We start from the raw sequence: 14,502 nt of genomic DNA, 5'->3' as shown, positions 1-14,502 counted from the left end.
CTCCGCACCCACAGGTCGTGCCATGCGCCAGTGATGCCGCCGTCGATCCGACGGCCCGTCCGTTTCCGTCCTGCCGGACGGATCGTGTCCAGGCATCGCGTGGAGTGTGTGCATGACGACTGCGTCCCTGACGCTGCAAGGCGTCTCGTTTTCGCTGCCCGACGGCAGGCCCCTGTTCCCGGCGCTCGACGTCCGCTTCGACCGGCGCCCGACCGGCCTGTTCGGACGCAACGGCGTCGGCAAGAGCGTGCTGGCGCGCATACTGGCCGGCCGGCTGAAGCCGACGGCCGGGCGCTGCCTGCGTCACGGCCGCGTGCACTACGTGCCGCAGCAGGTGCTGCCGGCGCCGGACGCGACGATCGCCGAGGTCGCCGGTATCGCGCCGGTGCTGGCGGCGCTGGCGCGGATCGAGGCCGGCGGCGTCGATCCGGCGGATTTCGCCGCCGTCGGCGACCGCTGGGACGTCCGCGAGCGCCTGGCCGCGGCGCTCGATGCGCATGACCTCGGCCATCTGCAGGCCGGGCAGCCTGCCGCCGCTGCCAGCGGCGGCGAACTGACGCGCGTGGCGCTGATCGGCGCCTGGCTCGCCGAGGCCGACATGCTGATCCTCGACGAGCCGAGCAACCACCTCGATCGCGTGCAGCGCGGCGCGTTGCGCGATGCCCTGCAGGCCTGGAGCGGCGGCCTGATCGTGGTCAGTCACGATCGCGAGCTGCTCGAGTCGATGCAGCGCATCGTCGAGCTGTCGCCGGCGGGCCTGCGCGATTACGGCGGCGGCTACGCGTTCTATGCGCAGGCGCGCGGCGAGGAGCGCACGCAGGCGCGCGAGGCACTGGCGCGCAGCAGGCATGCGCGGCGCCGCGGCGAGGCCGAGGTGCGTGCGCAGCGCGAGGCGCTGGCGCGGCGCCAAGCGCGCGGTGCGCGCGAGGGCCGCACGGCCAACCAGGCGCCGATCCTGCTCGGCCGGCGCCGGCAGCAGAGCGAGGCCAGTGCCGGCCAGGCATTGCGCCGGCAGGCCGAGCGCGTCGATACGCTGCGCGAGGCGGTCGCCGTGGCGGCGAGCCGGGTCGACGACGACGCGCCGCTCGCGCTGTTCGCGCCGCTGCCGGCGTCGGCCGCGCAGCGGCGCGTCGCCGTGCTCGACGGCGTCGTGGCGCCTTACGGCGCGGCCGGCCGGCATCGGCTCGATCTGGCCGTGAGCGGGCGTCAGCGCATCGCCGTGACCGGTCCCAACGGCAGCGGCAAGTCGACTCTGCTCAAGCTGGTCGCAGGACTTGCCGAACCGCGCGAAGGCCGCTGCACCGTGCACGTGCCGGCAGCCTACCTCGGCCAGCGCCTCGACGGGCTCGATCCGGAGGCGACGCCGCTGATGCATCTGCAGCGCGGGCATCCGGCCGCGGCGCAGACCCAGGCGCGGACCTGGCTGGCGCTGCTCGGCCTCGATGCGGCGGCCGTCGACGTGCCGAGCCGGCTGCTCAGCGGCGGCGAACGCCTGAAGACCGCCCTGGCCGGCGCGCTCTATCGCAGCGAGCCGGCCGAGCTGCTGCTGCTCGACGAGCCGACCAACCATCTGGACCTGGCTGCGCTGGAAGCGCTCGAGCGGATGCTGGCGCAGTATCCGGGCGCGCTGATGGTCGTCTCGCACGATGAGACCTTTCTCGACCGGCTCGCGCTCGATACGCGCATCGAACCGCGCGCCGACGGATGGCGGGTGACGCCGTGGTGAGGCGCGAGCTCGCGCCGCGTCCTCGCCTGCGCCATTCGTGCAGGACGGCCGATGCGCACGCGCGACGCTCGCGCCCGGCCATCCGCGCCGGCCGGCCGGCGCGGCGGCTGCGGTGTCCGGCGCCGGGCCGAAAGCACGGTGTGATCGCGTGCTCGCCGGCTCCGAAGCCGGCAGGAGTAGAATCGAACGGGATTCGACTATGAACGACGCCAACGCACCGCTCGATCAGCCGCTCGCGGACCCGGCGGCTTCGGCCCTGGGGGCCGACGTGCTGTTCGTGCGCGTCTACGATCGCCTCAAGGCGATGGCCGGACGCGCGCTCGGCCGCGAGCCGGCCACGCTCGACGCGACCGCGCTGGTGCACGAGCTCTATCTGCGCCTGAGCGCGAGCGACCGGCTGCTGTTCGAACACCCGGCGCAGTTCCTGACCTATGCCGCGCGCGCGATGCGCCACCTGCTGCAGAACCGGGCGCGCGACCGCCTGCGGCAGCGCGCCGGCGGCGACTGGGTGCGCGTGACGCTGACCGCGTCGGACCACCGATTCGCGCTCGAGAGCGCCGAGCAGGCCCTGTCGATGGACGCCGCGCTCGACCGCCTCGCCGCGGCCGATCCGCGTGCGGCGCAGGTGGTGGAGCTGCTCTACTTCGCCGGGGTGACGCTGGAGCAGGCGTCCGAGGCGCTCGGCTGCAGCCGCAGCACGATCGACCGCGACTGGCGTTTCGCGCGCGCGTTCCTGAAGGCCGAGCTGGACTCGCGATGACGCCGCTTGCCGCCGGCGCGGCAGCGCCATGACGTCCGGGCCGGCGCCGTCGCTGCGCATGCTGTTCGACGCGGCGGCCGCGCTCGATCCGGCGGCGCGTGCGCGCTATCTGCGCGAGCGCTGTCCGGACGAGGCCACGCGTGCCCGGCTCGAGCGGCTGTTCGCGGCCGATGCCAGCCCGGGCGATCCCTGGTCCGATCGGCCGGCCGCCACGCTGGCCGAGGCGATCGGCGTGGTCGATCGCGAAGAGACGCCCTGGGCGGCCGGCCGTCCGATCGGACCGTACCAGCTGCTCGAGACGCTCGGCGAGGGCGGCTCGTCCACGGTGTTCCGTGCGGTGCGCGATCTGGACGGTGCGCGCCAGCAGGTCGCGCTGAAGCTGCTGCGCAGCGGCGTCTATTCGGCCGATGCGCGGCGCCTGTTCAGGCGCGAGCGGCAGGCGCTGGCCGCGCTGTCGCATCCGAACGTCGCGCATCTGATCGACGGCGGCGTCACCGATGAGGGCATACCGTACCTGGTGATGGAGTACGTGGACGGCGTGCCGATCACGCGCCACGCCGACGCGCACCAGCTCGATCTGCGCGCGCGGCTGCGTCTGATGATCGTCGTCTGCCGTGCCGTGGCGGCGGCCCATCGCGCCCTGATCGTGCATCGCGACCTGAAGCCTTCGAACATCCTGGTGACGGCCGACGGCACCGTGAAGCTGGTCGACTTCGGCATCGCCAAGCTGCTCGACGACTCGCCGGCGCACGAGCACGCGACGCGCACCGGCCATTCGCCGCTGACACCCGGCTACGCGGCTCCGGAGCAGTTCAGCGGCGGCGCGATCTCGACCGCCACCGACGTCTACGCGCTCGGCGTGCTGCTGTACGAGCTGATGCTCGGCGAACGCCCGGCACGGCCGCCGCGGCGCCCGTCGGCGCGCGCGGCCGAACACACCGGCCCGGGACGGTTGCCGCCGCATGCGTTCGCCGGCGACCTCGACAACATCGTCATGAAGTCGCTCGAGGAAGAGCCGGCCCGGCGCTACGCGTCGGCCGCCGACCTGGCCGACGACATCGAACGCCATCTGGACGCACGGCCGGTGCTCGCGCATCCGCCGTCGCGCCGTTACCGCATGCGCAAGTTCGTCATGCGCCATCGCGCATCGGTGGCCGCCGTGCTGGCGCTGTCGATCACCGTGCTGGCGGCGCTCGCGGCCGCGCTGTGGCAGGGTCACGCGGCGCGCCAGCAGGCGCAGCGCGCCAATACCGTGCGCGACTTCCTGATCGACGTGTTCGACAGCGCGCGCGCGAGCCTGCCGCGCGACCAGCGGCCGACGCCCGAAGCGCTGGTCGCGCGTGCGCAGCGCCAGCTGACCGCGCTGCCGGACGTCGCGCCCGAGACGCGCGTCGATCTGCTGACGTCGATGGCCGAGGTCTGGCTGTCGCTGTCGGCATTCGCGCAGGCCGATACGGCGCTGTCCGAGGCCGAGGCCACGGCGCGTGCGATCGGACGCGACGCGCTGGTCGGCGAGGTCACGATCGTGCGTGCCGACGGCTGGCAGCGGGCCGGCGAGAACGCGCAGGCCATCGGTGCGATCGAACCGGTGCTGCCGGCGCTCAGGCAAGCCGATGCGCCGGCGCTGCTGCGCGCGCTGAACGTGCTGGCGGCCGCGCAGCTGGCGGTGGGCACCACCGACGCCGCGCTGAGCCTGCAGCGCGAGGCGCTGGCGGTGGCGACGCGGCGTCACGGCCGCGACAGCCCGCCGGCGCTGGCTGCCGCGCTGAACCTCGGCGGCACGCTCGCTTTGAGCCAGCGCTATCCGGAAGCGGTCGCACAGCTGACCCCGGCACTGGCGGCCTGGCGCAGGACGCAGGGGCCGGAGGACGATCGCTACGTGCGCGGCCTGAGCAGCCTGACGGTCGCCGCCGACGCGCTCGGCGACCTCGACGATGCCGAGCAGCGCTATCGTGAGCTGCTCGCGCTCAAGCGCCGCATCTACCCGCCCGAGCACGACGCGATCGCCGGCGCGCTGCGCGATCTGGCCTCGGTGCTGGCGCGCGGCTCCGACCCGGCGGAGGCCGAAGCGCTGCTGCGGGAGGCGTTGCGGATGCAGCAGGCCGTATTCGGCGGCCCTCACCGCGAGCTGGCGATCACGCACGACACGTTGGGCGCGCTGCTGACCGGCCGGCAGCGCTACGAGGAAGGCGAACGCGAATACCGTGCCGCGCTGGAGATCTGCGCGCAGATGGCGCTGCGCGACGAAGTGTGCTCGCGCGCGCGCAACAACCTCGGCCAGGCCTACTACCGGCAGGAGCGCCTGGCCGAAGCCGAACAGGCGATGACGCAGGCACTGGCCGAACGGCGCGAACTGCTCGGCGAGGATCATCCGACGGTCGCCTATTCGCTGGCGACGCTGGCCAATGTCGCGTCCAAGGCCAAGGACTATGGCCGCGCGGTGGCGCTCGCCGAGCAGGCCCTGGCACAGCTGGAAAGGACCGGCTACGGGCGTTCGCGCGAGGCGGTCATGGTGCGCGGGACGCTGGTCCAGGCGCTGCGGCTCGTCGGCCGCTTCGACGAGGCGCTCGCACTGTCCGAGCGCGCGCTGGCCGAGTGGCGTGAACTGGCGCCGGATGCCAAGACCTGGCAGGTCGTGATACTGGTCGAGAAGGCGCAGATCGAGCGTGCGCTCGCGCGCGAGGACGCGGTGCGCAGCACGCTGGCGACGATCGGCGCGCTGGCGGTGCCGGACGGCTCGCTGTCGCCGCGTACCCGCGCACTGATCGCGCAGCTCGGCCAGCCGCCGCGCTGACGCGGCGGCGCGCGGCGCTGCGGCGCAGCCTGCCGCTCCGCGCAGGGCTGCGAGGCGGTTCCACCACCGGGACCGCCATGCCGCTCGGATCGACTCGCTCGGCAGCATGGGCCGCAGCCGGTGCGGCGGGCATGACGGCGCTCGGCCCAAAGCCGATGCCGCGCGCCTGGCGGCGCATGACGCAACCGGTCCGGTTTCGGTGTTACCCGGTGCATCCCTCCCTGCAGCAGGTGTACCGATGTCCGTCCAGGCTTCCTCTGCGCGTGCCCGCGCGTCTCTGTCCGCCAGCGCCGGCCGGCGCGCCGCAGTTCTGTATCTGTCTTTGGCCGGCCTGGGTGCGTGCGCCCTGGCGGCCGGCCATGCCGAGGCCGCGGTGCTGACGGTCGGCTCGGGGGGCAGCTGCAGCCATGCCAACGTGCAGGCAGCGGTCAATGCCGCGCAGGCCAGTCCCGGGCCCGACACGATCCAGATCTCGCGCAGCCAGGCCTGGACGGCGCAGCAGATCAGCATCAACACCGACCAGGACCTCGAGCTGCTCGGCGGCTTCTCCAGCTGCGGCGCACCGTCCGATGCCGTCAAGACCGTGCTCAGCGGCGCCGGCGGCGATGCGCGGCCGGTGCTGACGGTGCGCGGCAACGGTATCGTGCGCCTGCGCAACCTCACCCTCACCGAAGGCGACCAAGGCGGCGACGACAACGGTGGCGGCCTGTTCTACGAAGGCGGTGGCATCCTCGACATCGCCAGCACCAGCATCAGCAACAATGTCGCCCATGACGGCGGTGGCCTCTATGCCGTGGGCACCAGCATCCTCGCCGAAGTGGTCCTCGGCGCCGACGTCGTCATCAGTGGCAATACCGCGCGCAACAGCGGCGGCGGCATGGTCTCCAAGAGCCTGGAGACGAGCATCGTCGGCCCCCGAACGGCGCTGACGTTCAACAAGGCCCTCGGACAGGCCGGCGGCGGCTATGGCGGCGGACTCGTCGTCGTCAGCGACCAGTTCAAATCGAACACCTATCTGAGTTCGAATGGCATCGGCGGCATCGGCGTGATCTACGGCAACGAGGCGGTCCACGGAGGTGGTCTCGCCGTGCTGGCCGGCCAGGACTCCGAGCAGGAAGCGCGCGCACTGGTCTACAGCACGGACACCGCGCAGCCGGTCCGCATCAACAACAACCAGGCCAGCGCCCGCGGCGGCGGCATCTATGTCCAGTCCGACGCCGACGCGGGCCCCGATAGTGCCGACGCGTACGCGATCCTCTGGCGCGCCGCGTTGAACGACAACCGCGCGCCGGATGGCGCCGCCGCGTACGTCGATCAGGACAGCTCCCTCGGCAGCTTCAGGCGCGGCATTTTCCAGATCAGCGGGCTGGAGCAGGCGGCGGCATGCCCGGTCGGCGCGCCCTGCAACGAGATGATCGGCAACTCGACGGGCAATGCCACCGGCGCGATCCTGCGCAATCGCGGCATCGTTGTGATGCACCGCGTGGACATCCGGGAGAACGAAGGCGGGCGGCTGCTCTATAGCACCGACTATCCCTTTGCCACGATCAGGAACAGCCTGATGGCGGACAACGCCGCCGCGGAGGAACTGCTGCGCTCCGCCGACGAGGGCGAGCAATCGAGCTACCTGACGATGAGCCACGTCACCATCGCCGGCAATGCGATCGGCGCGCCGCACGCGGTGTTCGTCAACCACATCTTCAATTTCGACCGCAGCCTCGTCGCGCAGCCCGGCAAGATCACGCTGGCGGACAGCCCGGGTCCGCGCAACATCGAGTACGTGCTGACCAATGACATCGACAACATGAGTGGTGCGTTCGTCCTCGGCGATCCGCGCTTCATCAATCCGCCGGCCGGCGACTACCATCTGCGAGCAGGTTCCTACGCGGTCGATTTCGCGCCGTCCGCCGGCGGCGTCGATCTCGACGGCATCGCCCACACCACCGACATGCCGATCGGCGGCATTCTCGATCGCACCGCCGACGTCGGCGCCTACGAGCGGCCGCAGCTGCAGCCGCTGGTGCTCAACGCCGATTTCAACGTCGATCTGACATTCTGGGAGCCGAGCGGCGCGTCCAACTGGGACGGTACGCAGAATGCCGCCGGTCCGGCGGGCTCGGGTTCGGTGCAGTCGACCATCGGCATCGATGACTTCGTCGTCGCCGCGCGTGCGCAATGCGTGCACCTGCCGGGTCCGGGCACCTATTTCCTCAACGGCTGGGGCCGCGTCACCGCGGGATCGCCGTTCAGCAACACGGTGCGGCTGCGCTGGGAGCTGCGCAGCAACGGCGGTGCGCTGACCTGCCGCGATGGTGCGCCGATCCTGCAGGGCGTGCACATGCTGGCGCAGGGGCCGACCTGGCGGCAACCGCCGGGCCCGGCCGTGATCGAGTTGTCCGAGGTGGACTGGACCCGCAACGCCTCGCTGACGGTCTTTCTCGAAGTCGTCAACGGCAACCCGATCAAAGGTCTCGGCGAAGGCGAGGTGCCCAATGGCGGACCGACCGGATGGTTCGACGGGGTTACGCTCGGTCTGGACGGCGATGACCGCATCTTCGCCGACGACTTCGAGAACTGATGAATCGATCGTGCGCGGAAGTCAGTGCGTGTGCGCGGGGAATCGACGCTCGCGTGGCGCGGGCGCCGGCCGCTGGCGTGCCTCACCTCGCACATGCCGCGCGGGCCTCACGCGGTGCGCAGCCACGCCCGATGGCCGGACGGCCGACATCGACGCGGCTGCGCCGGATCAGGGTCCGTCCCGTCGCGTCGCCGCCGAGGCGTCCCGCCGCATGACGCAACCGGTCCGGTTTCGGTGTTACCCGGTGCACCTCTTACCGTCGAAGGTGCGTCCATGTCCGTTTCCCTGTTCTCTGCGCGCACCCGCGCCTCCGCTGCCGGCCGCCACCGGCATGCCGCCGCCAGCCGCTGGCCGCTGCTGTCCGGCGCGTGCGGCCTGCTGGCGGTGTGGCTGGCCGGGCCCGCCGCGGCGGCCGTGCTGACCGTCGGCGCGGCGGGCAGCGGTTGCACGCATACCAGCGTGCAGGCGGCGGTCGACGCCGCCGAGGCGACGCCGGGATCGGACACGATCCGCATCTCGCGCAGCCAGCCCTGGACCGCGCAGCAGATCGGCATCGACTCGCCGCAGGACATCGAGCTGATCGGCGGCTTCGCGACCTGCGGCGCGACCGCGCCCGACGGCGTCAAGACGATCCTCGATGGTACCGGCGGCGACCGGCGGCCGGTGCTGACGATCCGCGGCAACGGTGTTTTCCGGCTGCGCAATCTGACGATCACCGGCGGCGACCAGGACGGCGACGACAATGGCGGCGGCATCTACTACGAAGGCGGCGGCATCCTCGACATCGCCGACAGCGCGATCAGCAACAACGTCGCCTACGACGGCGGCGGCATCTATGCGGTCGGCACCAGCATCCTGGCCGAGCTGGTGCTCGGCGCGAACGTCACGGTCGGCTACAACACCGCGCGCAAGAGCGGCGGCGGCGTCGTCGCCAAGAGCATCGAGATGTCGCTGCTCGGGCCCGCCAGCAGCCTGATGTTCAACGTCGCCCAGGGCAATGATGGCGGCGGCAACGGCGGCGGGCTCGTCGTGGTCAGCGAGCAATTCCCGTCGTACGCCTACATCAGCTCCAACGGCATCGGCGGCATCGGCGCGATCTACGGCAACACCGCGGTCAACGGCGGCGGCATCGCCGTGCTCGGCGGCATCGAATCGGCCAGCCTGGCCGAGGTGCGGATCTTCAGCACCGAGAGCGCCAATCCGGTCCGCATCAACGCCAACACGGCCACCGCGCGCGGCGGCGGAATCTACCTCAAGCCCGACGCGGACATCACCAGCGGCGACGCGCTCGTCTATGCCCGGCTGTGGCACACGGCGATCGCCGACAATACCGCGCCCGACGGCGCGGCGGTCTTCCTCGACTACGATTCGCAGCCGGCTCCCGGCAACCCCGATGAGGGGACCAACTTCTACTTCAACACGCGCGGGGAGTCCTGGAATCCGGTCGATCCGCCGCCTTCCGCCGCCGCCTGCGCACTCGGCACGCCGTGCGGCTCCATCACCGGCAACCATACCGGCAATCCCACCGGTGCGGTGATCCGCATGCGCGGTGGCGTCCTCACCGCATCGCGTGTGGCGATCCACGACAACGAGGGCGGCCGCCTGTTCCATGTGACCGACGAGCGGGCCTTCGTACGCCTGGCGAACAGCCTGCTGGCGGACAACGTGGTCGCCGAGGAACTGGTACGGCTCAATGCCGAGGACAGCCAATCCCATCTGGCGATGAGTCACGTCACGATCGCCGGCAATGCCATCGGCGCGGCGAGCGTGCTGGTGGTCGAGGACGAGTTCTATTTCGACCGCAGTCTCGTCGCTCAGCCGGGCAAGCGGACGCTGGCCGCCGGCGGCGGCGCGCGCAGCATCGAATACGTGCTGACCAACGACAACGTCAACATGCCCGGTGCCTTTGCGCTGAGCGCGCCGCGTTTCGTCGACCCGGACCACGGGGATTACCACCTGCGTGCCGGCTCGATGGCGGTGGACTTCGCTCCGACGGCCGGCGGCGTCGATCTGGAAGGACGCTCGCACGACATCGACATGCCGATCGGCGGCACGCTGAATCGCACCGCCGACGCCGGGGCCTACGAGCGGCCGGCCGTGCAGCCGCTGGTGCTCAACGGCGACTTCGACGCGAACCTCGAGCTCTGGGACGCGACCGGCGTGTCGAGCTGGGACGGCACGCAGAACGCGTCCGGACCGGCGGGCTCGGGTTCGGTGCAGTCGGCCGTCGGCGGCGACGACTTCGTCGTCGCCGCGCGTGCGCAGTGCATCCATCTGCCCGGACCGGGCAACTACTACCTCAACGGCTGGGGTCGCGTGACCGCGGGCTCGCCGTTCGCAAACACGGTGCGCCTGCGCTGGGAACTGCGCCACAACGACGCGCCGGCGTCCTGCCGCCAGGGTGCGCCGAACGCGCAGGGCCTGCATACGCTGGCGCAGGGCGCGACCTGGCGGCGGCCGACCGCACCGGCGGCGATCGTGGTGCCCGCCGCCAACTGGTCGCGCGACACCTCGCTGACGGTCTACCTCGAGGTCGTCAACGGCAACCCGATCAAGGGCCTGAGCGAAGGCGAGGTGCCCAGTGGCGGACCGACCGGCTGGTTCGACGGGATCACGCTCGGTCTCGACGGTGAGGACCGGATCTTCGCCGACGACTTCGAGAACTGAGGGAGGGGCGTCGAGTCCGCAAAGCCCCTGCGGATTCGACGCCGGCAAGGGGCGCCGGGCAACGTCGCGGCAGAGCACCGGAGCACTCGACAGGTGCGGTGCCGTGCCGGGGCATCCGGTCCGGTGTCCGGGCCGGCGGCGACGTACGGGAGAGACGTACGGAGAAGAGCGCCGCCGGCCCTGCGACGACGGGCGAACCTCCGATCGTCTCGCGGTGCACGCTCGCCTGCCGCGCGCAGGCGATGCGGCTCAGCGCGCGGCGGCGACGCGCCAGATCGCGTTGCCGACGTCGTCGGCGATCAGCAGCGCGCCGCGTGCGTCGATCGCGACCCCGACCGGCCGGCCGCGCGCCTGCTCGTCGGCATCGAGAAAGCCGGTCAGCAGATCGCGCGGCGCGCCGGCCGGCCGGCCGGATTCGAACGGCACGTAGATCACCTTGTAGCCGCTCTTCGGACGGCGGTTCCAGGAGCCGTGCTGGGCGACGACCAGGCCGTGGCGCCAGGCCTCCGGCAAAGCGGCCGCGCGCTGCATGAAGGCGATGCCGAGCGAGGCGGTGTGCGGACCGAGCGCGTAGTCCGGCGCGATCGCGCGCGCGACCAGGTCCGGCCGCGGCGGCTGCACGCGCACGTCGACGTGATCGCCGTAGTAGCTGTACGGCCAGCCGTAGAAGGCGCCGTCGCGCACCGAGGTCACGTAGTCGGGCACCAGGTCCGAGCCGATCTCGTCGCGCTCGTTGACCGCGGTCCACAGCGCGCCGGTGACCGGTTCCCAGTCCAGTCCGTTCGGGTTGCGCAGGCCGGTCGCGAACGGACGCATGCGGCCGCTGGCGCGGTCGAGCTCCCAGATCATCGCGCGGCCTTCCTCCAGCGCCATGCCGTTCTCGCCGACGTTGCTGTTGGAGCCGACCGTCACGTACAGCCTCGTGCCGTCGGCGCTGGCGATCAGGTTCTTGGTCCAGTGGTGGTTGAGGCCGGCCGGCAGGTCGGCGACCTTCTGCGCCGGCGCATCCAGGCGCGTCTGCCCGTCGCGATAGGGGAAGCGCACGACCGCGTCGGCATTGGCGACGTAGAAATCCGCGCCGACCAGGGCCATGCCGAACGGCGAGTGCAGATCTTCGGCGAAGGCCGTGCGCAGCTCGGCGACGCCGTCGCCGTCGGCGTCGCGCAGCAGCGTGATGCGGTCGGCGCTCGGTACGCCGGCGCCGGCGCGCCGCATGACCTTGCCGGCGATCCAGCCCTTGAGGCCGCCCGAGGGCGCATCGGCCGGGCGCGGCGGTGCGTTCGATTCGGCGACCAGCACGTCGCCGTTCGGCAGCACGTACAGCCAGCGCGGGTGATCGAGTCCGCGCGCGTACGCGCCGACGGACAGCCCCTGCGCCGGCAGCGGTGCGGCATCGGCCGGCCAGCCGACCGCCGGGGCGATCTCGAGCGTCGGCAGCCAGGTGCGGCGCGGCTCGGGCAGGGCCGGCGCCGGGCCGGTGCCGTCGGCGACGCTCAGCGTCGCGCGTTCGGCGTAGCGCAGCCGGCAGCCGAGCACAGCGAAGGCGACCAGTACGAACAGGGTGATCCAGGCGGCGCGGCGCATGTCGATCTCCTTCGCGGTGGCGCCGCCGGCGACGGCGCCGCCCGATTGCAGCCGAGCGCGGCGATGCGTTCAATCCCCGTGCCGATCGCCGTTCGGCTCGCGTTCGGATGCGACGAAGCGCGACCGCCGCGCTCGCGCAGCGCTGCCGGCGCGGCGCGGTATCGCAGGTCCAGGGCGTTTGCTATAACGCGACACGATCCCGCCCGCTCGGCCGCGCCGCCGCCGCGGCGCGCCGACCGATGCGAACCGCCGCCGCCGTCCACCGGTCTCGACAAGGAGTCTTCGATGAGTCGCACCGCGGATCCCGATCGTTCCGACACGCCGCCGGCGGGTGCCGCTGCGACCGCCGCGGATGCACCGTTCGCGCGCGAATGCGATCTGGTCATGAAGGGCGGCATCACCAGCGGCGTGGTCTATCCATTGGCGATCGCCGAGATCGCGCGTGCGTTCCGGCTGCGTTCGATCGGCGGCACCAGCGCCGGCGCGATCGCGGCGGCGGCCGCGGCCGCGGCGGAACTGGGCCGGCAGCGCCATCGCGCCGGCGAGCTCGCCGAGGATCCGGACGGCTTCGGTCTGCTGCGCGAGCTGCCGGGCTTTCTCGGCGCTTCGGCCCCGAGCGGTGCCGGCACGCGCCTGCTCGCGTTCTTCAAGCCGGCGCGCCGGCTGCGCGCGGCGTTCGAGGTATTCGTCGACACGCTCGCGGTCAAGGGCGGCGGCGCGCGCCTGCGCCGCGCGCTGTTCGCGCTGGTCCGGCGCAACCCGGGCACCGCGCTGGCCGGCGCGCTGATCGGCCTGCTGCCGCTGCTCGCGCTGGCGTTCGTGCCGCTGCGCTGGAGCCTGTTGCCGCTGGTCGCGTGGGTGGTCGCGATCGCCTGCGTGCTGGCGCTGCTCGGCGTCGTCGCGCGCATGACGCTGCGCCTGTTCCGCGAGCTGCCGGCACGCGGCTACGGCGTGTGCTCAGGCATGCCCGAGCCCGGCGATGCGCATGCCGAGGAGGCGCTGACGGTCTGGATGAGCGACTACTTCGACCGGCTCGCCGGCCAGGCCGCGCTTGCCGGCCCGGCCCGGCCGCTGACGTTCGGCGACCTGCGCGCGCACGGCATCGAGCTGCGCGTGATGACGACCTGCCTGACGCTGGGCCGGCCGTTCCAGCTGCCGTTCGGCGACGACATCCACGTGCGCGAGAACGGCCGCTTCCTGTTCCGGCGCGAGGATTTCGCGCAGTTGTTTCCGCCGCGCATCGTCGACTGGATGGTCGCGCACGCCCCGGCCGAGGTCGGCGGCGTGTTTCGCGAGGCCACGCTGGACGGCCATCTCGGCCTGCCGGCGCCGGACGATCTGCCGGTGGTCGTCGCGGTGCGCATGAGCCTGAGCTTTCCGCTGCTGCTCTCGGCGGTGCCGCTGTACTCGGTCGACTTCACGCGGCCCGGCGCCGCGGCCGGCGTGCTGCGCCGGCCCGAGCGCTGCTGGTTCACCGACGGCGGCGTCGGCTCGAACTTCCCGATCCACTTCTTCGACGCGCCGTTGTCGACGCGGCCGACCTTCGGCCTGGATCTCGGCCAGGCCGAGCCCGGCGGCGGCGACCGCCCCGACCAGCGCGTGCGCTTTCCGGCCGACAACGCCGCCGCGCACGTCTCGCCGTGGCGGCGCTGGGACGAGTCGCGCGGTGTCGGTTCGGTGCTCGGCTTTCTCGGCACGCTGTTCGGCGTCGCCAAGGACTGGAACCACGAGACGCTGTCGAACCTGCCGGGCTTCCGCGACCGCATCGGCCTGATCCGCCTGTCCGAGCGCGAGGGCGGACTCAATCTGACGATGGACGCGCCGCTGATCGCCGCGCTGACCGCCTACGGCCGCTACGCCGGCCAGCAGTTCGTGGTGCGCTTCGGCGATCCGGCGTGCTGGCCCGCGGACGCGGCCGCCTCGCCGATGAACTGGGAGAACCACCAGCTGATCCGGCTGCGCCTGCTGCTGGCCTCGATGTCCGAGATGCTCGGCCGGCTCGAGACCTCGGCCGCCGCGGTCGACGGCACGGCGTCGGACTATGCGCGCTTCTTCACCGAGGCGGCCGGCCCGGACAGCTATCGGCTGCGCGGACTGGGACGGCTCGACGACGATCCGGTCGACGGGCTGCCGGCGACGCAGGCCGGTCTCGCGCACTGGATGCTCGGCCAGCTGCGCGCGATCGCGCGGCGTATCGCCGCGACGATCGCGGCGCGCCCGGCCGCACGCGCGGGCGCACCGTCGCCGGTCGATCCGCAGACGCGCGCACCGCGCCCGCCGCCCGAGCTCAAGCCGCGCCCGCGCATCTGATACGCCCGGACGTCGGCATCGGCGAACGCCGTTCGGCACGCACCGGCCGCGACCGTGCGCCGCTGCGAGCGCTGGTCGCGCCG

The 14,502-nt window shown here is 72.4% G+C and carries 7 protein-coding genes; 6 read left to right on the top strand and 1 reads right to left on the bottom strand.

The window, feature by feature from the left end; genetic code table 11:
• The first annotated feature begins 112 nt into the window (after nt 1–112).
• From VMR06_RS02660 to VMR06_RS02640, 5 genes are all read left to right on the top strand, one after another.
• Nucleotides 113–1,726, top strand: coding sequence for an ABC-F family ATP-binding cassette domain-containing protein (locus VMR06_RS02660; protein WP_325372706.1), 1,614 nt, complete (start codon nt 113–115; stop codon nt 1,724–1,726).
• 199 nt (nt 1,727–1,925) lie between these two features.
• Entirely contained in the window at nt 1,926–2,486 is a 561-nt protein-coding gene (locus VMR06_RS02655) for an ECF-type sigma factor (RefSeq protein ID WP_325372704.1), read from the top strand.
• Between the two features lie 28 nt (nt 2,487–2,514).
• On the top strand, nt 2,515–5,280 hold the full coding sequence (locus tag VMR06_RS02650) for a serine/threonine-protein kinase (protein WP_325372702.1): 2,766 nt from the start codon (nt 2,515–2,517) through the stop codon (nt 5,278–5,280).
• 238 nt (nt 5,281–5,518) lie between these two features.
• Complete coding sequence (locus VMR06_RS02645) at nt 5,519–7,858, top strand: hypothetical protein (protein ID WP_325372700.1); 2,340 nt, start codon at nt 5,519–5,521, stop codon at nt 7,856–7,858.
• 273 nt (nt 7,859–8,131) lie between these two features.
• Nucleotides 8,132–10,525, top strand: coding sequence for a hypothetical protein (locus VMR06_RS02640; RefSeq protein ID WP_325372698.1), 2,394 nt, complete (start codon nt 8,132–8,134; stop codon nt 10,523–10,525).
• A 249-nt stretch (nt 10,526–10,774) separates the two neighbouring features.
• On the opposite strand, the gene VMR06_RS02635 is transcribed toward VMR06_RS02640, so the two are convergent.
• Nucleotides 10,775–12,109, bottom strand: coding sequence for a sorbosone dehydrogenase family protein (locus VMR06_RS02635; protein ID WP_325372696.1), 1,335 nt, complete (start codon nt 12,107–12,109; stop codon nt 10,775–10,777).
• Between the two features lie 285 nt (nt 12,110–12,394).
• Here VMR06_RS02635 and VMR06_RS02630 point away from each other — a divergent pair, with 285 nt between their 5' ends.
• Entirely contained in the window at nt 12,395–14,419 is a 2,025-nt protein-coding gene (locus VMR06_RS02630) for a hypothetical protein (protein WP_325372694.1), read from the top strand.
• The last annotated feature ends 83 nt before the right edge of the window (nt 14,420–14,502 follow it).

The organism is Dokdonella sp., from assembly GCF_035511235.1.
Classification (GTDB): domain Bacteria; phylum Pseudomonadota; class Gammaproteobacteria; order Xanthomonadales; family Rhodanobacteraceae; genus Dokdonella.
This window is presented reverse-complemented; position numbering and strand designations above follow the sequence as displayed.

Bases quoted from the DNA above. Each gene is read 5' to 3' on its own strand.
- VMR06_RS02660 (WP_325372706.1), top strand. From the start codon at position 113: ATGACGACTGCGTCCCTGACGCTGCAAGGCGTCTCGTTTTCGCTGCCC.
- VMR06_RS02655 (WP_325372704.1), top strand. From the start codon at position 1,926: ATGAACGACGCCAACGCACCGCTCGATCAGCCGCTCGCGGACCCGGCG.
- VMR06_RS02650 (WP_325372702.1), top strand. From the start codon at position 2,515: ATGACGTCCGGGCCGGCGCCGTCGCTGCGCATGCTGTTCGACGCGGCG.
- VMR06_RS02645 (WP_325372700.1), top strand. From the start codon at position 5,519: ATGTCCGTCCAGGCTTCCTCTGCGCGTGCCCGCGCGTCTCTGTCCGCC.
- VMR06_RS02640 (WP_325372698.1), top strand. From the start codon at position 8,132: ATGTCCGTTTCCCTGTTCTCTGCGCGCACCCGCGCCTCCGCTGCCGGC.
- VMR06_RS02635 (WP_325372696.1), bottom strand. From the start codon at position 12,109: ATGCGCCGCGCCGCCTGGATCACCCTGTTCGTACTGGTCGCCTTCGCT.
- VMR06_RS02630 (WP_325372694.1), top strand. From the start codon at position 12,395: ATGAGTCGCACCGCGGATCCCGATCGTTCCGACACGCCGCCGGCGGGT.